This is a genomic window from Neobacillus rhizophilus (genome assembly GCF_018343535.1).
GTDB lineage: Bacteria > Bacillota > Bacilli > Bacillales > Cytobacillaceae > Neobacillus > Neobacillus rhizophilus.
This window is the reverse complement of the sequence record NZ_JAGYPF010000005.1, coordinates 800306-819367: the sequence shown is the minus strand read 5'-3', so window position 1 is coordinate 819367 and position 19062 is coordinate 800306. Positions and strand designations below refer to the sequence as shown.

Genomic DNA, 19062 nt, shown 5'->3' with positions numbered 1-19062 from the left:
GGATTGTCATGAATACAGCAGAGGCTGCAAAATTATTGGGTGTTTCAATTAGCACGATTCAGCGCTGGGTAAAGCAGCTTGAACTGCCTATGGAACGAAATGAGCGTGGCCACTATCATTTTAAAGATGAGGATATTGAACTGTTTAAAAATATCCACGAACAGCTCCAGAACGGAACCTTATTGCAAGATATCAGCCAAGAAAAGGAAAAGAAAAGCCCACGCAAAGGGACAGTGAAGGCGGTCGCAAACGGTGATGCATTGGTTAAGCTTTATGCCAAGGTAAAGGATTTAGAGCTTGGCTTACATTCGAAGGCGGATGCTGTTGCCTCCTATCAACTCCTCCAGCATCGCAGGGAGATTGAAGAACTGCAAAATCTTGTGAGTAGCTTGGGGCAACAGGTTTCACAGCTTCAAACCGAGATAACCAAATTAAAAGGACCTGCACCTTCCGAAAAACCGTTAGTTTTAGAAAACAGTAAGGTAAAAAGAAAAAAGAAGAATTTTGTTAGTTCTCTATTTGGCTTTTGATTATCAATTAAACTGACCGAACGCGGTCCTCACACGTTCGGTCGTTCTCTTATAAAACGTTTTCAAAAGCATGCATGTTTAAGCCTCTTTTGTTTGCTGTGTATCGAATTCCAGCAGACCCCCAAAGTACGAGATTTCCTTAATGCTGACACCAAGTTCTCCTGTCGGAATTTTCAAGGATAATTCTTCCCCGATATTTTTTAAAAGAAGCTGTCTGCCGACTGGGGATAAAAAGGATATAAAGCCTTTATCTGGGTCAGACTCCTCTGGAAAGCAAATGACATAATCCTCTGTTTCCTGATCATCGAGATACATAACGGTAACCTTTGTCCCAATATAAACCTTTGGAATTGATGCTATAAAGCTATTTTTTTGGTTTTGTTTTAATAACTCCTCCAACTCCAAAACATAAAGGCTGAAAAAATGTTTCAGTCTTTCCTGAATAGGCGTCGAGGAAATGTAAAGATTAGTTAAATCCTTGATATTTTCCTCAATATACACTAACTGACTTAGGAAGTACTGTTTGTTGGCCTGACCACTATGGTTCATAGTAGATAGCCCCCATGCTCGGATTAAACTTCCTGCAAAATTTTGTTGCGTTTTTCATGTTATATTCCTCCCACATAAAAAATGAACCCTCCAAAATATTTTTGGAAGATCTTAGCACTATATTACCATATTTCAACTTGAAAGTCGCAATACAAAAAGGCCATTCATAAAGAATAGCCTTTTTAGCTTTTACGCCTATTTGCCGCCAGCATTTGTAAGCGGCAGCTTAGGTTCAACAAGCGGTTTTGTATATTTTTTAACCAAAAAGCTTCCCAATAGCAAGCAGACAATAAATGAAAAACCAATGAGAAATAAATAGACTCCCGAGATGGAACTAAACCCTTGGTCCGGAAAAACGGATTGTACCGGTTTAATGAGAAAACCGTGGAACAAATAAATATAAAGCGTTCTTTCTCCAATTTCGGTAAATTTGAACTGTGCCGATGGAATAAATGTTAAAAAGCTAAACACCATTAGAAGTGTTAAGAGATATTGCAAAGACCGATATACTCCGGCTGAAATGTGTTCTATCCCCATTGCTGCATAGGAACTGTCACCCAAAAGCCAAGAAACTGCATCTTGAGGAAAGGAATGGCCAAAGGAAATGACAGCAGCCAGCAGGACGACCATTGCCGTCGGCAGTGAATACTTCCCTCTCAGAATCCTTTTCAAATGCCCCTCGTTTAACAGAAAGCCGAGCAAGAAATATGGAAAAAAGACAAATGTTCTCGACAAGCTCAAATAGCTGCCTGCTTCATTAAAATAGCCAATGGCCACTCCGAGAACAATAGCAAGGGCCAACCCCAGCCATTTCATTCTTGAAAAAGGAATCAGCAAAATGTTCCAAAATAATAAACTTAATAAAAACCAAAGCGACCAGTGAGGGTGGAAAAAATCAACATGAAATGCAGTTTCTTTGCCATTCATATAATAGTACACAGAATAGATGGTCTGAAAAAGGAGATATGGGATTAATAGCTTTATGGCCAGTTTTTTAAAGTAGCCTGGCTTTTGGAATCCCTTAGAAAAATAACCTGAGATTAAAATGAACGCTGGCATATGAAATAAGTAAATAACTGTATACAACGTGAAGAGAAACCCATCTTGATCCTTTAACGGGCTGATTAAATGCCCAAAAACGACCAAGAACATTAAGATAAACTTTGCATTATCAAAATATTTACTCCTTTTTGATTTAGCCATAATATCACCTCATCATATGGATTCAATCAAAAGGTATATTAATATTGTAAAATTAACTTTTGCTTAAAAAATAAAATATCCATTTGGTGTATTAAAAAATACCTTTTATAAACTTTACCATTTTTTTATTACAGGAACATGTTTATAAATTTACTTTTCATTTTCAGCAAAATTACAATTTCAAAATAATGATAAAATATTCCTGCGCAGATTTTCCTATAATTTACTCCTCGCAAAAAAAGAGCTAGACATCCAGCTCTCATTTTCCTCCAACTATATCCACCAATCGATTACTGATAATTTCTGCATAGTTTTCCTTTAATTCATTCTCTGATATCTGTAAATATTCGGAAAGTTCTACAAGGTACTCCCGGTCATACCGCAGCCATGAGGAATAGCTTCTTTTAACAAACCGCTCAGCTTCCATAAAGGTCGAGAACATCGGCGGGACCTTTTCACCGTTATGAAAGATATAAAACTCCCCGTCTCCAGAAGGGAATATATAAGAAATCTCCCCTTTATGATTCTGGTAGCTGCTTCCTGTTTCCGACTCCTTCAGATTAAATTCATTGCGGTCAGCATCGGGTTTAAGCGGTAAGTTATCAAATACATTTATAACAAATGTTTCAAAGGCCTCTCTGGTCAAATCTGCCCCTGAAGCTTTTGGATGTCCCCCTCCCCCATACCTTTTTGCAAACTCTGCGACATTCACTTCATCATGAATGGTCCTAAAGCCCATCTTTTTTCCACCCAAATTAAGAAGGACGATCATATCCAAATGAGGATTTTGCGTATTTAATGCATTCCCTAGCTCTGACATGTTTTGTTCCGCAGGGACAATACCTACACAATAATCTTCCACAAAGGTTTGGACCATTTGCCTGCTTTTGGAATGGATATATCGGTTAATTTTTTGTTCCTCGATATCCAAAATTATGTTTTCTGTTTCGGTAAAATCAAATGCTTCCCTGTTCTCCGTTAACCTTTTTATCATTTCCTCTTCAAACTGTTCCCGGTTCATAATATGGAACAAATCATTTAAGCGTTTCGCCTTGATATTATTATTTTCATCCCATTCCCATGTATCGTACTGCCTGATCAAGTCTACAAATTCATTGAGCGCTTTGCTTTTATCCAGTTTTCCCTTCTCAATTAGAAAGTCGTAAAACAGCGATGTGGCACAGGTTTTTTTTCCGGATTCATATTCTGTTTTGACACTCCCCCATTTATAGTTATTAAAATGCAACGCCGTCACATGATGATCAATCACCTGAATATGTTTTCCAGCCTGAAATCTTTCGGCTAATTTTTTCTCAGTTTCTTCATTTACAGCTAAATCGGTAATGAACGTTTCTTCATTATTATTTTCTTGGTTAGTTATAAAAGCTTCGACCCGCTGATTTAAATTACGATAAGAGCAATAAGATACTTTCGCCTGTTCTCCAAAAGCGAGCTTTGCCAACACCCCGCTGCCAAGGCCATCTAAATCAACATCAGTAAAAAGTTTGACCATTCCATACACCATCCCATATTTTTTCCATAACGTATATTTTGGTTTTGATTTTATCTTCTTATTCATTAGAAAAGCTGACCCGATTAGAGCCAGCTCCATTCCCCAGTATAAGCTTAAGTTTTGTAATATCCTCTTTTTAAGCCGTAATAACAAAACCAGAGTGCCTGAAAGAAAAAGAGTGCTCCCCAAAATGGGGCGGGAAAAATAATGGTCAAATTCGCCAAATTCGCCGCATCTCCCGCAGATTGCGGGCTTTGTAAACTTATATAAAATATTTCATATGCACTTTGAACCGAATCCACCAGTAAAATGGAGGCGATTAGCATCAATAAATGATCTCTAAATCCTTGGCTCCCTTTAATGAGCAGGAACAGGAACCCCGCTGCAAATGAACTGAGCCAAAAGATTCCATATGGGTTACGTACCCAGAAAAAGAGATTAATAAAAATGAACCCCAATATGATATCGATCAATAGTATCTGCTTTTTCCTTCCAAGTAATAAAAAGAAAAGGAAGGCTGAAAATGATGCAAATGTATAACCCGCCAAACCGGTAAAAAAACTGCCAATCCAAGTTGACTGGTTACTATACGTGGCACCTTCAGAATTCATAAATAACGAAATTCTTTCCACATTACCGCCAAGTAAAGCCACGAATGCATGTCCGGACTCATGAATTAATGTATTTATCACCCGAAAATAATTCCCCATAAACGGAATATGAATTAACAGAACGCTAATCACGAGGAAAAGAAAAAACTTCGCACTGAATTTTTCACGAACAAAGCTCAATTGACATTCTCCTCTGTTTTAGAAATTTTCATTATTTTCTTTATTTTATCACTATTAGTTAAAAAAGAATAACAATAACCACGCCATTTTGAAGTTGCATATTTTTTGAGCAATTTTCGAAAGGATTCGACAACCAACAACTTATGTGTTACCATTAAGTTGTTGCATCCCAAAAAGGAGGGAATGAGATTGATAGAGTTTAAGAATATTATTAAAAAATATCGATCCAAAACAGTTATAAATTCTTTTTCATTAAAAGTTGAGGCGGGACAGCTTGTTGTTTTTATCGGTCCAAGTGGCTGCGGGAAGACAACCTTGCTAAAAATGATTAATAAGCTGATACAGCCAACCTCAGGGAAGATTTTGGTAAATGGATCTGATATTTCTACCGTGAATCCGATTGAGCTTCGCCGAAATATTGGCTATGTCATTCAAAACACAGGTTTGTTCCCACATATGACGATTAAGGAAAACTTGGAGTTGATTCCTAAACTTAAGGGCGAAGATCCTGCAGCTATTGAGAAGAAAACGAACGAGTTACTTGACATAGTAGGGTTAAATCCCAAAGAATATCTGCACCGTTATCCAAAGGAATTAAGTGGCGGCCAGCAGCAGCGAATTGGCGTAGCAAGAGCCTTCTCCACAAACTCCGACATTATCTTAATGGATGAACCATTCAGTGCACTCGACCCCGTCACACGATCATCGCTTCAGGATGAACTGTTCCAAATGCAAAAGGAATTAAACAAAACAATCATCTTTGTCACTCATGATATGGATGAGGCTATTAAAATAGCTGACAAGATTTGTATTTTAAAAGATGGCGATATTCTTCAGTATGACACGCCAGAAAACATCTTAAAAAATCCTGCTAATGATTTTGTTTCCGATTTTATCGGCAAGCGCAGGGTATGGAATAATCCTGAATTGTTAATGGCCGAGGATATCATGATTCCAAATCCGGTTAAAATTACCGCCAAACGGAACGTCCTGCAGGCAATTGAAATCATGAAGGAAAACAAAGTAGACAGTTTATTGGTTACTGAAAAGAATAATCGTCTTATCGGATTGGTGACCTTGAAAGGAATTCAATTGCTAAACCGCAACTCCGAAATTGAATGGGTAATGGAGAAGAATGTCCTGTCAGTATCACAGGATGCCAATTTGATTTCCGTTCTCGCAACCATGAATGAACATAAGATTGGTTACGTTCCTGTTATTAACAGTACTGGACAGTTAACAGGTCTTATTACGAGAAGCAGTATTTTATCTGCACTAAGCAGCCAATTAATCGATATGGAGGTGGCCTTTTAATGAGTGAATTATGGAACTATGCAAGTAACAACTATAACCAAATCCTTGAACTATTAGGACAGCATATATATCTAAGTATCATTTCTGTTTTGATTGCAACCTTAATTGGAATTCCGCTCGGAATATTGATTTCACGAGAGCCTAAGCTATCAAAATCGGTCATTGGCACAACAAACGTCATTCAAGCCGTGCCGAGTCTGGCCTTGCTAGGATTTCTAATCCCGTTCATTGGCATCGGCAGTACTCCTGCCATAGTAATGGTGGTACTTTACTCGTTGCTGCCAATTGTCAAAAACACCTATACGGGATTAACCAATATTGATCGAGACATTCTGGAAGCCGCCAAAGGCATCGGTCTGACCAAGGGTCAAACAATGAGAAAAGTGCAGCTGCCGCTCGCCTTCCCGATGATTATGGCGGGTATCAGAATTTCAGCCGTTACGGCTGTTGGGTTAATGACGATTGCCGCATTCGTCGGAGCCGGCGGACTTGGTTATCTTGTCTTCTCTGGTGTGCAAACTGTCGACAATGCCATGATTTTGACAGGTGCGATTCCGGCCTGTATTCTGGCACTATTGATCGATTTTATTGTCGGTAAATTAGAGACATCTCTTTCTTATAAGACAAAACAATCTTCTGCATCAAAAACAGGAAAAACAACAAAAAAAATTATTCTTGCCTTTGCGAGTTTGCTTTTGGTTATTGCTGGTGTTTTTACAGTTTATTCAAAGGCCCAGGCTGGCGATAAAATTGTCATTGGTTCAAAGAATTTCAGTGAACAGCTAATTCTTGGTAATATGCTTGCAGATTTAATCGAAAATAAAACCGATTTAGAAGTTGAAAGAAAGCTAAATCTTGGCGGTTCTCAGGTTACCTTCAGCGCCCTTAATAGCGGTGATATTGATGTTTATGTAGAATACACCGGAACAGGACTTGTCAATATTTTAAAACAGCCGCCACAGAATAATCCTGAGCAGGTTTATGATTATGTTCAAACAGAATTTAACAAAAAGTATGGAATTAGATTGTTAAAGCCGCTTGGTTTTAATAACACCTATGCATTGGCCATCCGACAGGATACCGCTAATCAATACGGACTAAAAACCATATCTGATTTGGCCAAGGTCAGCAACGAGTTAATCATGGGTCCGACCATTGAATTCCCTAATCGTGAAGACGGATTAATCGGTCTCTCCAAAACGTATAATATGCAATTTAAGGACGTTAAAGCCGTTGACGGGGGCTTGCGTTATACAGCGCTTGATAATCATAAGAGCGACGTCATTGACGCTTTTTCAACCGATGGCTTAATTGAAGCATTCAAGCTAAAAGTGTTAAAGGATGATAAGAACTTTTTCCCTCCTTATTATGCTGTTCCAATCATTAAGGAGGAAACATTAAAAGAACACCCGGAATTGAAAAATGTCCTTAACAGCTTAGCCGGAAAGCTGACTGAGGAGAAAATGAGGGAACTAAACTATAAGGTAGATAGTTTGAAACAATCCCCAGCAAAAGTAGCAAAGGAATTTTTGGAAAAAGAGGGTTTATTAGATAAATAAAACAACAGGAGGCTGACAACACGTCGCCTCCTGTTCTTATTCCTGTATAAAATGAACCACCCTGTCATAGGTTTCCTCGCTGCCAATCACGAGCAATACATCCCCTTCTAGAATGAGCGCGTACGGTCCTGGAGAGATCACGAGGCCTCCCTGTCTTTTAATCCCAATTACCGTGCCGCCCGTGTTTTGCCAAAATTTCAAATCCGAAATAGTCTTGCCAATATGGCTGCAGTTTGGAAGAATTTCGACTTCAATCGGGGCAAGCGGATTCGTGTGACGAAGCTTCCCTGAATAATCCAATATTTTTCGGAGCGTATCAAACAACTGGTCATCCAGCTTATTTCGTTCCAACATAAGTGTATTCATTTGTTTTTCTAATTCCTTAATGCTAGCCAGATTAGAAAAACGTGAAATATATTTAAAAGCATTTTCACGGGATGAGATGACAATGCCGCTTCCCTTTGTGGACTGGACAATTTCCACATCCTCCAAAATCTTGATGGCCCTCCTGACTGTTTCCGGAGATACCTTGTAATCACTAGCCAATGTCGATCTTCCATGAATCTTATCCCCAACTTTAAATTCCCCATCGTAAATTCGATTGGCCAAATCGATGGCGATTCGTTCATATGTCGGTATTTGTGCCCTTTGCATAAGAAGCCTCCACAAAGTTATTCAATATCTATTCCAGTATTACTATACATTTTTAATTAGCAGTTGGCGAGTGCCGGATACATGCTCGGGTAAAATCGGAACATAATGGGCATAATATCAGGCAGGACTCTTGTAATGAGGTGCAATTATGTGGCGAAAGGTTCTTGTTGTTTTAAGTGTGATTTTTATTTTATTTATGACTATCCTATTTATTATATACATCATGAAGGGGGACTCAACCAGATGGCAGGTAGCTCTCGGTGGAATATTAGTCAGCGCCCTTCCACTTTTTTTATTGCGTTTTAAAAAGAATCCCTTCAACCTTCCCATTATCATAGGGTATTATTTCTTTTTATTTTGCACGTTATTTTTAGGGTCAATCTCCAGTTTTTATTTACATTACAAATGGTGGGATTCCACTCTTCATTTTTATAAAGGGGTGTACGTAGGGATTGTGGGAATTGCCTTATTTAAGAATATGATTACAACGAAGGCACGAAATGAAGTCTCCTCTTGGATTCTTTTCCTTTTCGTCCTCTCATTATCCGTTTTGGCCAGTGCACTATGGGAGATTTACGAGTTTTTAGGGGATATCACCTTTACGCACACCATGCAAAGAGGCGGGAATAAAGATACGATGCTTGATTTGCTATTTGGTCTTGCAGGGGGTATTCTCGTGGCTGTTTATGCAAAAATTAGAAAACAGACTGTGTAGGTTAGGGTGGCATATATGAATCGAAAACTTGTCCTTTTATTAAGCGGGTTATACGTAATTTTCATGGCAATTTTAGCTGTCTATTATCATAATCAGGGGCAATCCTTTAAATCAACCGTAGCCATAGGCGGCATCGTCTGCGGTGCAATCCCGCTTCTCTTGGCGTTATTTACAAAACTCCAATTTAATCTGCCCATCGTCATTTCCTATTTAATTTTTTTAGTGGGCTCACAATATTTGGGTTCTATCCGCGGCTGGTATGGGCTCGGGTGGTGGGACACCTTTATGCATGTCGTCAGCGGGGCAATTTTAGCTTTTGCCGCCATCGCCTTGTATGAACGGCTAATTCACCGGTCTGCCGGAGGAGACATATCTCCCTGGTTTGTGTTTTTATTTACGTTATCATTTGCCGTTCTCGGCGGTGTGCTATGGGAGGTTTATGAATTTAGCTGTGACCAGTTTTTTGGGATGACTTTACAAGGCGGCGGGAATAAAGATACGATGACCGACCTGATTGCTGACACCCTTGGCGGTTTAGTGATTGCGATATGGTCCGGGATAAGGACAAAAATAAAACTGAACAAGAGAAGATAAAAGCAGCCCTAATCACTAAGGCTGCTTTTATCTTAAACAGTCACCGCTGTAAAAAACTCCTCATAAATCGCCTTTACCGCTCTTTTTTCGTCAACTGATTTCACACCAAACATCATGCTAACCTCGGAGGAACCCTGGTTAATCATTTCGATATTAACCTTCGCTTCGGCCAAGGCCTTCGAGGCTCTGGCCATAGTGCCTACATTTCGGCGCATTCCCTCTCCAACTACCATGATCAGAGAAAGTCCATGGACAAGCTTTACTTCATCAGCGTGTAGTTCTGTTTTAATACGCTTCAGAATTTCCTTTTCCATTTCCCCGTCAAACTGATTTTCTCGTAAAATCACGGAAATATCATCAATTCCCGACGGGGTATGCTCATATGATAATCCGAAGTCTTCTAAAATCCCGAGAAGTTTACGTCCGAAGCCCACTTCACGGTTCATTAAGTATTTGCTCACATAAATGCTGCAAAAGCCTTTATCACTGGCAATCCCGATGGCAGGCCCGTTGGTGTTTTCCCGCTCAGACACAATCCTCGTACCCGGGGCACTTGGATTATTAGTGTTCTTGACATGAACTGGAATTCCCGCACGGAAGGCCGGTACAAGCGCCTCATCATGTAATACACTAAAACCTGCATAGGAAAGCTCCCGCATTTCTCGGTACGTTAATTCCTTTATTTCCTTTGGTTTTTCAACAATATAAGGATTAACGGAATAAACGGCATCCACATCCGTAAAGTTCTCATACAAATCAGCCTTTAAAGCATTTGCGAGAATGGAGCCAGTAATATCGGAGCCGCTTCGTGAAAACGTAAAGACTTCACCTTCTTCGCTGTAGCCAAAGAATCCTGGAAAAATTAAAATGCCTGGCTGATTACGGAGTGCAAATAAGCGTTTATATGCTTCAGGCAGTGCCTGTGCATTTCCCGGTTCTGGGCTTACAACCAGCCCAGCCTCTTTCGGATCGACATAATAGGCTTCCACTTCCCGCTTGCGGAAAAATGCTGCCACCAATTTGGCATTATTATCTTCACCAGCGGCTTTTAACCGGTCTATGTAACGATCAGGCTTATCCTTGTCACCGTTCAATCTTGCAAATAAATCATCCTCGATATCTGCAATGATTTCTCCCGGAAGCGAAAGCTCCTCTGCAATATCCCGATATCTTGCTAGAACGGTGTTAATTTCTTCTACAGGATTACTGTTTGCCAGCGATTTTTCGGCACATGTTATTAATAAATCAGTTACTTTTATATCTTCCGGGTTCCGCTTACCCGGTGCTGATACAACAACCACTTTGCGTTCAGGATCTGACATGACAATTTGGAATACCTTTTCAAGTTGTTTTCCTGAAGCTAAAGAGGAGCCCCCAAACTTAACGACCTTCATTCTGACATCTCCTAATTTTTAAAAATATAAACTTAATTTTAGTACAATTTTGAAATTATTCAAGTGTTTTTTCCGTTATACGTGTACAAATGTTCATTCCAGGTGGACATTTAGAGAAAACGGAAAAAAACAGTGTATTTTAAGATAAACACACTGCCTGAACGAAAGCTTATTCTCCGCGGATTAGCTCAATAAAATGGGCAAGAATTCTGGCTGTTAATCCCCAAATGACTTTATCTTCATAAAGATAGAAATATTCTTCCATCCCTCGTGCCCGCCAATTATAATTCTCACCGCCCACAATCAAATCAAACGGAAAATTCTTCTCCGGCTCCATTTTAAATTCAATATGATAAATTTCCGGCTCTTTTTCGAAAAAGAATGACAATGGCACGGTAAAAACTTCTCCAACTTCAGATGGATTTGGGTTTACCTTTTCCAAATTCTTTATAAATCCTGCATAAGGATATATAATCATGCCAAAGGGCGAAACCATGTAATCAAGCGGATAGACTTTTGATATCTCTTCTCTGTCAATCCGGAGTTCCTCATTTGTTTCACGGATAGCAGCAGCTTCAGCGTCCTCGTCATGGGAATCAATCTTGCCGCCAGGAAAACAGATTTCACCCGGCTGTCTTTTTAACTGAAGAGACCGAACCTCAAATAAGACATGAACTTCATCACCTTTTAATACAAGCGGCACCATAACCGCATATTTTGAAAATTTCTTGCTCCCTAGTATTTCTGGAGTATGCTCCTTTAATTTTGCTAATATAGCTTCCAATTTCATTCATTTCACCTCTCACAAAAACCTCTATCTAAAGCATACCATTTTTATTAAAATAATCCTCCTTAAAAGAAAAAACAACCCAACCTTAATGTTGGATTGCTTCAGCCATTCTATTCTTTCCTTTCGTACCAAGAATACATATAGGCAGGGTCCTCATATTCATGAGCATTTTTTACAGCCTTCAATGGGTGAAAGGTATCAATCATAACAGCCAATTCAAGTGTCTCTTTCTTCCCAATGCTCGCCTCCGTTTTCCCCGGGTGAGGTCCATGCGGAATTCCGCTCGGGTGCAGGGTAATAGATCCTTCCTGGATACCCTTACGGCTCATAAAATTGCCCTTTACATAATAGAGAAGCTCGTCACTGTTTACATTGCTATGGTAATATGGTGCCGGGATGGCCTCAGGATGATAATCGTAAAGACGTGGAACAAATGAACAAACAACAAAATTGTTTCCTTCAAATGTTTGATGAACCGGCGGCGGCTGATGAATCCTTCCTGTAATTGGTTCAAAGTTTCCTATATTAAAGGCCCACGGGTACAAATAACCGTCCCAGCCCGCCACATCAAGCGGATGATGGCCAATAATGTGCGAATGGATAGCCCCGCGTGACTTCGTTAACACCTCGAATTCCCCAGATTGATTATAGGTTTCTAACCTTTCCGGCCCGCGAATGTCCCGTTCGCAAAACGGACTATGCTCCAGCAGCTGCCCGTATTCGTTCCGATAACGCCGAGGTGTCGTGATTTGACTGAATGCCTCAACAAACAGCATCTTTGTCGGTTCAGCACCTTTAGGAATTAATCTGTGTATTGTTCCAATCGGAATGAGTAGGTAATCACCTGGTCCGTACGATAGCGTCCCAAACATCGTCTCAAGCTTTCCTGTGCCGGTATGAATAAACAGCATCTCATCTCCGTCACTATTTCGATAAAAGCTGTTTATCCCTTCTGTGACAGTCGCCGTCCCGATTAACAGATCTTGATTACCCAAAAGGTACTCTCTTGCCTTTAAGAAATCCCCACGCTTGTTAATTTTATTTGTAAAAAAATGCCGATGTTTAAGCATTTGCTGTTCTTCATATTCAGGCAGATAACAACCCTTTAATTTTGCTTTTACAACTTCTGTCGGCATGTAATGATGGTAAAGAATTGATTGTGTGCCGGAAAACCCCCTGGTACCCATAACTTGCTCTCTATAAAGGCTCCCATCCTCTTTTTTAAACATTGTATGCCGCTTGCGGGGCAGCTTTCCCATTTGACGGTAGTACATCCGTTCATCACGCCCTTTAAAAACAGCTAATTTTCTATTTTTATAGATTTCCTCTTTTCTCCTGCTCACGTTCAATGGACTCAAATAGGGCCTTAAAGTTTCCTTCTCCAAAGCCCCTTGCCCCTTTTCGCTGGATGATTTCAATAAACAGGGTCGGTCGGTCGACAATCGGCTTTGTGAAGATTTGCAGCAAATATCCCTCATCATCACGGTCTACTAAAATATTCAATTCACGCAGTTTTCCAATCTCTTCATCAATCTTTCCAATCCGCTCTGCTAATGAATCATAATAGGCTCCTGGTGTAGATAGGAATTCAACACCATTTTTCCTTAACGCAGTTACCGTTGAAACGATATCCTCAGTTAAAATGGCCAGATGCTGAACCCCCGGGCCATTATAGAATTCTAGGTATTCCTGAATTTGCGACTTGCGCTTACCCTCTGCAGGTTCATTAATCGGGAATTTGATTCTGCCGCCGTTATGCATCACCTTTGACATGAGTGCCGAATATTCGGTTGTGATATCCTTATCACTAAAATGCTTCATTTCCTTAAAGCCCATCACCTTGGAATAGTACTCTACCCATTCCTCCATACTTTCAACATTGCCAACAACATGGTCAAACCCAATTAAGCCTGTTTCCTCTACCGACTGATTGATAGAATAAGGCTTATACCCCGGCAAAAAGGCACCTTGATAATTTTTCCGTTCTATAAGCGTATGAATGGTATCGCCGTAAGTACCGAGAACGGCTTTTTTCACGACACCATTTTCATCTTTCATTTCAAATGGAGCTGCAATTGCAATAGCTCCTCTGTTTACTGCCTCCTCAAAGGCCTTTGTAACATCGTCAACCAGCAGGGCCACATCCTTTACGCCGTCACCATGTTTTTTAACAAATTGGGCTGTCCGCGTATTTTCTGTGTAGGATCCGGTAAGAACAAGGCGGATATTCCCCTGTTTCAATACATAGGAAACGTTTTCACGATTCCCGGTTTCAAGCCCCGAATAGGCAATTGGCCTAAACCCAAAGGCAGTACAAAAATAATGGCATGCCTGCTTGGCATTCCCGGTATAAATTTCTATATAATCCACGTCCCTTACGGGGAAAAAATCCTCGACCAACTGCTCTGCTCTCGATATCCTTTCTTTCATGTTTTACCCCCCTTATCTTTATTTATAATATAAATACATTGTAAAAAGAGGCAGCCTATTCCCTCAAGAATAGAGTGCAAAGCAATAACGCTTTGAGGCATTAAACACTAATTTTTTTAAAATAAAAAAGAAACATACCAGACAGCGGTATGTTTCGATTATTAAAGTGTTGGAAATGTATTTCAATAAAATATTGTCCGTCTTTCCAGCCAAAAATTTTTTTACGAGAGGACGGCCCGGTCGCTGGCCATTTGGACGCCGCGGATTCGTTTGAATTCCTCGAGTAATCCTTCGATAGTTAGACCTTTCTTCTGTTCCTCGTTTACTTCTAAAATTATTTGACCTTTATCCATCATAATCAAGCGGTTCCCAAGGTCAATAGCCTGCTGCATATTATGGGTAACCATTAAGGTAGTAAGCTTATACTTATCGACGATTTCCTTTGTCAAATTCGTAATTAACTCTGCACGAGATGGATCAAGAGCAGCGGTATGTTCATCCAAAAGGAGAATGGATGGCTCCGTGAACGTTGCCATTAATAATGATAAGGCTTGACGTTCTCCACCTGACAGGAGCCCGACCTTTGCACTGAGACGATTTTCCAGTCCAAGATGAAGCGACTCTAAAACCTCCCTGAAATAATCGCGGCGTTTTTTTGTAACACCCCTCCTAAGGGTTCTTGTTTTATTCCGGGAATATGCCATTGCCAGATTCTCTTCAATTGTCATGCTCGGTGCGGTACCGGCCATCGGATCCTGGAAGACTCGGCCAATCATTTTGGCTCGTTTATACTCGGACATTGTGGTCACATTTTTATCGTCGATAAAAACTTCCCCAATATCCGGCAGTATACCGCCGGAAATGATATTCATTAGCGTTGACTTACCCGCTCCGTTACTTCCGATTACTGTTACGAAATCTCCCTTTTTCATCGTTAAATTAATATGATCAATGGCAATCTTTTCATCTGGCGAACCTTCGTTGAAAATTTTATGAATCTGATTTAACTGCAGCATGATTTTCACCCTTCCGCTCTACAGATGCTTGCATTACGCCCAGTTTTTCTGCTTTTCTGCGAGCTTTCCGCTTTTTCTCTTTTGAACGCTCAATAATCTTAGGTGTTGTCAAAGCAAGAATGACAATTATGGCGGTTATCAGCTTCATATCTCCTGGATCGAGAAATTCAATTCTTAGTGCCATTGAAACTACAATCCGGTAGATAATGGAGCCTCCAATAACAGCAAGAGTGGTTCTGGCAATTGTTTTAGTACCGAACAATGCTTCACCAATAATAACAGATGCAAGCCCGATAATAATCATCCCGATACCCATTCCGACATCTGCAAAACCGCCTTGCTGGGCAATCAGTGCTCCGGAAAAAGCTACTAAAGCATTGGAGAGTCCCAAACCAAGAACAGTCAAAAGATTTGTATTGGCTGAAAAACTGCGGATCATGCGCTGATTATTTCCGGTCGCTCTGACAGCAAGCCCAAGTTCCGTTTGTAAAAACCAATCAGTCAGGAATTTAATCATAAAGGTAACGACAAGCATGAAAATAAGAATGCCCCATGTTTCAGGAAGACTGTCACCTAAGCCTGCCGCAGTTAGCAGTCCGTTAAGGAAAGAATCAATTCCTGATTTTTCGAAAATATCGCCAATTTTCGTGAAGGCTGTATCCGTATTTAATAATGGAATGTTGGAACGCCCCATGATTCTTAAGTTAATGGAGTAGAGGGCAATCATCATTAAAATACCGGCAAGCAGATTGTTAATTTTTCCAAAAGTATGCAGGATCCCGGTCATACATCCAGCAAGAAAACCGGCAAATAAAGCCATTATTGTTGCTAAAAAGGGATTTGCTCCCCCTGCAATCATGACCGCAGCAATAGCGCCTCCTGTAACAAAACTTCCATCTACCGTTAAATCTGGGAAATCTAGAATACGAAAGGATAGATAGACGCCCAGCGCCATAATCGCATAGATGATACCTGCCTCGAATGATCCAAATATGGCTGTAAACATTGTGTTCATCCTTTCCTTTTTTGACATCTAGCCAAAAACAATTTGGCCTACATTAATTTGTTTCAAGCACATAAGGAGTCAATCCTAAAGAAAGATTGACTCCTGATAACTATTCGTCGCTCTTATTTCCCGTCATAAAACTCGCCAAGCTTGCTCCATTCTTCTTTCACATCGAGTCCTTGAGCTTCGGCAGCTTTTTTATTAATGACCAATTTTAAGGTCTTCGGCAACTCAACGGGAATTTCGGAAGTTTTTTTCTTTCCGGATAAAATGTCAGCAGCCATTACACCAGATTGATAGCCAATGTCATAATAATTGAAGCCGGTTGCTGCAACGGCACCTTTTTTCATAGAATCAAGTTCACCGACAAACAGAGGAATCTTTTTGCTGTTAGCTACGCTGATAACTGAATCAAGAGCCGTAACAACCGTATTGTCGGTCGGTACGTAAATGGCATCCACTCGGCCTACCAAGGATTCAGCAGCCTGCTTAACCTCTGAAGTATTAGCAACAGAAACCTCTACAAGCTTAGCACCCTTCTCTTCTACTAATTTCTTAACCTCTTTCACTTGGACTTCGGAATTTTGCTCACCGGAGTTATAAATGACGCCAACATTTTTGGCTTTCACTTCATCCGTAATGAAATTTATTGTTTTCTTGGTTGCTTCTGGATGATTATCAGTTGTTCCTGTAATATTTTTTCCAGGCTGGTCAAAAGCCTTTACTAGACCTGCGCCAACTGGATCAGTTACAGATGTAAAAATAATTGGAATATCTTTTGTTGCATTCAAGGCTGCTGTAGCACTTGGAGTAGCATTTGCAAAGATTAAATCAACCTTGTCACCTACAAAATTCTTAGCAATTGTTTGGGTATTATTCATATCTGCTTGAGCATTTTGTTCGTCAAACTTCACTTTGATACCTTTGTCAGCTAATGCCTTCTTAAAGCCTTCAGTTGCTGCATCCAATGAAGGGTGCGGTGCAAACTGGCTGATTCCAACTTTAAATTCTTTATCCGCCCCGCCTTTTTCTGAGCCACTGGAAGTTTCCTTGCTTCCACAGCCGGCAAGAAGCAGCATTCCGGCTAGGGCAATGGAAAGGCCTTTTACTTTTTTCTTCATTGAGTAATCCCCCTAATTTATTTTTCTAAAAATTAATTATATTAAAAATTATTCTAGTATTTTTTTAGTACAAAAGCAATAGAAAATTCAAAATTTATTTTTTGCTTTAAAGCGGCAAATCAAAAGAGTTCCACTGTTTTTATTACATTTTTCAAATAAAAAAAAGCCTTCCAATAATGGAAGGCAATATCTATAAAAAGTATTCGGAGGAAATAGGGTCTATTTTTTACCAATCTTTTGTACGGTCAAGCAGCTTGTCAATTTCTACCGGTTTCAGTTTTCCAATATTTTTCTCAGATGTTAGATCTGAAGTAGCTTCTAGTAATTTGTCAATGTCAATCAATAAGGTTCCCATCATCTAACCTCCCGAGTATAGTAACTTACTAAAATATTCGAAGACATTATGTAAATGTTGGGGGTACTTTCCTATTTTTTTTAAAAAGTTATTTAAATAGGAAAATTTTCAGTTTTACTGGAATGTATGATTTTTTTCACTTTTTTGTCACAAGAAGGACATTAAAATGTAAAAGGAATAACAAGTTGTTGGGGGACGACTTGTTTTTTGAAACAATATTGGGAGGGGATTTCATGTACCAATCTATTGCATGGTACGCTACACTGTTCTTTGTTTTCCTCATTGCACTTGCTTTTTCTTTCGTTTATGGGGAGTCGAGGAAACAACGTAGTCTTAATCCTTACAGCCATATTTGGCTTCAATTTTTCAGATGGCTGGACATTCCTGTATCCGCTTCCTTCCTTCTCAGCCAAATTTAAAGGGATGACAGGAGCGTTACTATTCTTATTCGGTCTTTTAATCCTTGGTGTCGGCTACCTTGTTATGTATTTCTATTTGGCAGCAAGACTTATCAAGGAATACGGCGGCTTAGGAAAATCGCTGGGCTGGGATTATATTTTTAGAGGGAAACAGGGATATGGACCGCCTGCGGCAGTTGTGGCAACGACAATGGTAATTATCGCTAATTCTGTTGGAATTCTTGCTGGTGCTACTGCACTAATGGAATCAATCATAAACATTATCAATCCAGATTTCACCTTTGATCCTATGCTTGCGAAGCATTTGACCTATGCGTTTGGGCATATTTTCGCCAACTGTACAATTTATATGACTGTTATTGCGGTTTATGAAATCCTGCAGGAATATACAGGACGTCCATGGAAATCAAATAAAGCCTTTTTGATTGCTTGGAACTTCTCTACCTTATTCACACTTATGATTTATACTCACCATCTGTTAATGGACTTTGCCGTACCTCGATGGATGCTGATTATCGGACAAGTATTTTCCTATGCAAACGGCCTTCCTGTCATGGTTGTAACAGCCTATGGCGCCTTAATGATTATTTTCCGCTCTAGCGTGAAATGGGATTTTGCCTCAAGCATGATGTTCCTAGCGATGTTCGGCTGGGTGGCAGGCGCTGTACCGGCTATTATTGATGCGACCATTGTCGTTAACCATGTCATGCACAATACGAAATGGGTTCCCGGCCATTTCCATACCTATATGGGAATGGGCGTAATCGCGATGATTTTCGGTTTCATGCATTACTTCAATAAATCAGAAGGTACTCAGAAACAAACAGGTTTTGATAAATTAGCTATTTCCACTTATTTTATTTTCTTTACCGGATTGGTTGGTTCATTCCTTTATGCCGGAAAAATCAGCGCGCCAAGAAGATGGGCCGAACATTTACCAGAATGGACCGGTTCCGACCGGGTTGGGGCATTATGTGGTGTTTTCATAATTGGTGCAGCCTTAATATTTACAACAAGATTTATAATGGGATTGCGGAATGTTGGCAAAAAGACACCTGACAATACACTGTCAAGTCCATTAAAATCTGTCAGCTGATACGGTAAGAGGC

At 40.0% G+C, this 19062-nt stretch carries 19 protein-coding genes; 6 read left to right on the top strand and 13 right to left on the bottom strand.

Translation table 11 applies throughout. The features are described from left to right. Window positions 1–8: 8 nt before the first annotated feature. Window positions 9–530 carry a MerR family transcriptional regulator gene (locus tag KHA99_RS27085; RefSeq protein WP_213120582.1) on the top strand — a complete coding sequence of 174 codons (522 nt, stop codon included), beginning with the start codon at window positions 9–11 and terminating at the stop codon, window positions 528–530. A 78-nt stretch (window positions 531–608) separates the two neighbouring features. Here the strand turns inward: KHA99_RS27085 and KHA99_RS27080 are convergent, their stop codons facing one another. The 4 genes from KHA99_RS27080 to KHA99_RS27065 form a co-directional block, all read right to left on the bottom strand. Further along, on the bottom strand, window positions 609–1079 hold the full coding sequence (locus tag KHA99_RS27080) for a GreA/GreB family elongation factor (RefSeq protein WP_213120581.1): 471 nt from the start codon (window positions 1077–1079) through the stop codon (window positions 609–611). Between the two features lie 195 nt (window positions 1080–1274). Then, entirely contained in the window at window positions 1275–2282 is a 1008-nt protein-coding gene (locus KHA99_RS27075) for an acyltransferase family protein (protein WP_213120580.1), read from the bottom strand. Between the two features lie 259 nt (window positions 2283–2541). After that, entirely contained in the window at window positions 2542–3795 is a 1254-nt protein-coding gene (locus KHA99_RS27070) for a DHH family phosphoesterase (protein ID WP_213120676.1), read from the bottom strand. Window positions 3796–3908: 113 nt separating this feature from the next. After that, window positions 3909–4586 (bottom strand): M50 family metallopeptidase, encoded by a 678-nt coding sequence (locus KHA99_RS27065; RefSeq protein WP_213120579.1) that lies wholly within the window; start codon window positions 4584–4586, stop codon window positions 3909–3911. A gap of 189 nt (window positions 4587–4775) precedes the next feature. On the opposite strand from KHA99_RS27065, the gene KHA99_RS27060 reads away from it, so the two are divergent. Both KHA99_RS27060 and KHA99_RS27055 read left to right on the top strand, forming a co-directional pair. After that, the gene (locus KHA99_RS27060) at window positions 4776–5900 is read left to right on the top strand and encodes an ABC transporter ATP-binding protein (RefSeq protein ID WP_213120578.1); all 1125 of its coding nucleotides are present in this window, start codon (window positions 4776–4778) and stop codon (window positions 5898–5900) included. Further along, window positions 5900–7459 carry an ABC transporter permease/substrate-binding protein gene (locus KHA99_RS27055; RefSeq protein ID WP_213120577.1) on the top strand — a complete coding sequence of 520 codons (1560 nt, stop codon included), beginning with the start codon at window positions 5900–5902 and terminating at the stop codon, window positions 7457–7459. The genes KHA99_RS27060 and KHA99_RS27055 overlap by 1 nt, the downstream gene beginning before the upstream one ends. Before the next feature lie 36 nt (window positions 7460–7495). On the opposite strand, the gene KHA99_RS27050 is transcribed toward KHA99_RS27055, so the two are convergent. Next, the gene (locus KHA99_RS27050) at window positions 7496–8113 is read right to left on the bottom strand and encodes a GntR family transcriptional regulator (RefSeq protein WP_213120576.1); all 618 of its coding nucleotides are present in this window, start codon (window positions 8111–8113) and stop codon (window positions 7496–7498) included. A 148-nt stretch (window positions 8114–8261) separates the two neighbouring features. Between KHA99_RS27050 and KHA99_RS27045 the strand changes: the two genes are divergently transcribed. Further along, window positions 8262–8828, top strand: coding sequence for a DUF2238 domain-containing protein (locus tag KHA99_RS27045; protein ID WP_213120575.1), 567 nt, complete (start codon window positions 8262–8264; stop codon window positions 8826–8828). Between the two features lie 15 nt (window positions 8829–8843). Beyond that, on the top strand, window positions 8844–9422 hold the full coding sequence (locus KHA99_RS27040; RefSeq protein WP_213120574.1) for a DUF2238 domain-containing protein: 579 nt from the start codon (window positions 8844–8846) through the stop codon (window positions 9420–9422). Window positions 9423–9454: 32 nt separating this feature from the next. Here KHA99_RS27040 and KHA99_RS27035 read toward each other — a convergent pair whose 3' ends face one another. The 8 genes from KHA99_RS27035 to KHA99_RS31285 form a co-directional block, all read right to left on the bottom strand. After that, window positions 9455–10816 carry an aspartate kinase gene (locus tag KHA99_RS27035; protein WP_213120573.1) on the bottom strand — a complete coding sequence of 454 codons (1362 nt, stop codon included), beginning with the start codon at window positions 10814–10816 and terminating at the stop codon, window positions 9455–9457. A 169-nt stretch (window positions 10817–10985) separates the two neighbouring features. Further along, on the bottom strand, window positions 10986–11606 hold the full coding sequence (locus KHA99_RS27030) for an NUDIX hydrolase (protein ID WP_213120572.1): 621 nt from the start codon (window positions 11604–11606) through the stop codon (window positions 10986–10988). Between the two features lie 110 nt (window positions 11607–11716). After that, on the bottom strand, window positions 11717–12880 hold the full coding sequence (locus KHA99_RS27025) for a homogentisate 1,2-dioxygenase (RefSeq protein WP_213120675.1): 1164 nt from the start codon (window positions 12878–12880) through the stop codon (window positions 11717–11719). 40 nt (window positions 12881–12920) lie between these two features. After that, on the bottom strand, window positions 12921–14036 hold the full coding sequence (hppD, locus tag KHA99_RS27020) for a 4-hydroxyphenylpyruvate dioxygenase (protein ID WP_213120571.1): 1116 nt from the start codon (window positions 14034–14036) through the stop codon (window positions 12921–12923). A gap of 221 nt (window positions 14037–14257) precedes the next feature. Continuing rightward, entirely contained in the window at window positions 14258–15052 is a 795-nt protein-coding gene (locus tag KHA99_RS27015) for an ABC transporter ATP-binding protein (RefSeq protein ID WP_213120570.1), read from the bottom strand. Further along, complete coding sequence (locus KHA99_RS27010) at window positions 15027–16058, bottom strand: ABC transporter permease (protein WP_213120569.1); 1032 nt, start codon at window positions 16056–16058, stop codon at window positions 15027–15029. The genes KHA99_RS27015 and KHA99_RS27010 overlap by 26 nt, the downstream gene beginning before the upstream one ends. A 122-nt stretch (window positions 16059–16180) precedes the next feature. Next, a complete protein-coding gene (locus tag KHA99_RS27005; RefSeq protein WP_213120568.1) occupies window positions 16181–17179 on the bottom strand; it encodes an ABC transporter substrate-binding protein in 999 nt (332 codons plus the stop codon). Window positions 17180–17405: 226 nt separating this feature from the next. Further along, window positions 17406–17534, bottom strand: coding sequence for a hypothetical protein (locus KHA99_RS31285; protein ID WP_261363830.1), 129 nt, complete (start codon window positions 17532–17534; stop codon window positions 17406–17408). A 207-nt stretch (window positions 17535–17741) separates the two neighbouring features. On the opposite strand from KHA99_RS31285, the gene KHA99_RS27000 reads away from it, so the two are divergent. Next, window positions 17742–19049 carry a cbb3-type cytochrome c oxidase subunit I gene (locus KHA99_RS27000; protein ID WP_249366909.1) on the top strand — a complete coding sequence of 436 codons (1308 nt, stop codon included), beginning with the start codon at window positions 17742–17744 and terminating at the stop codon, window positions 19047–19049. The last annotated feature ends 13 nt before the right edge of the window (window positions 19050–19062 follow it).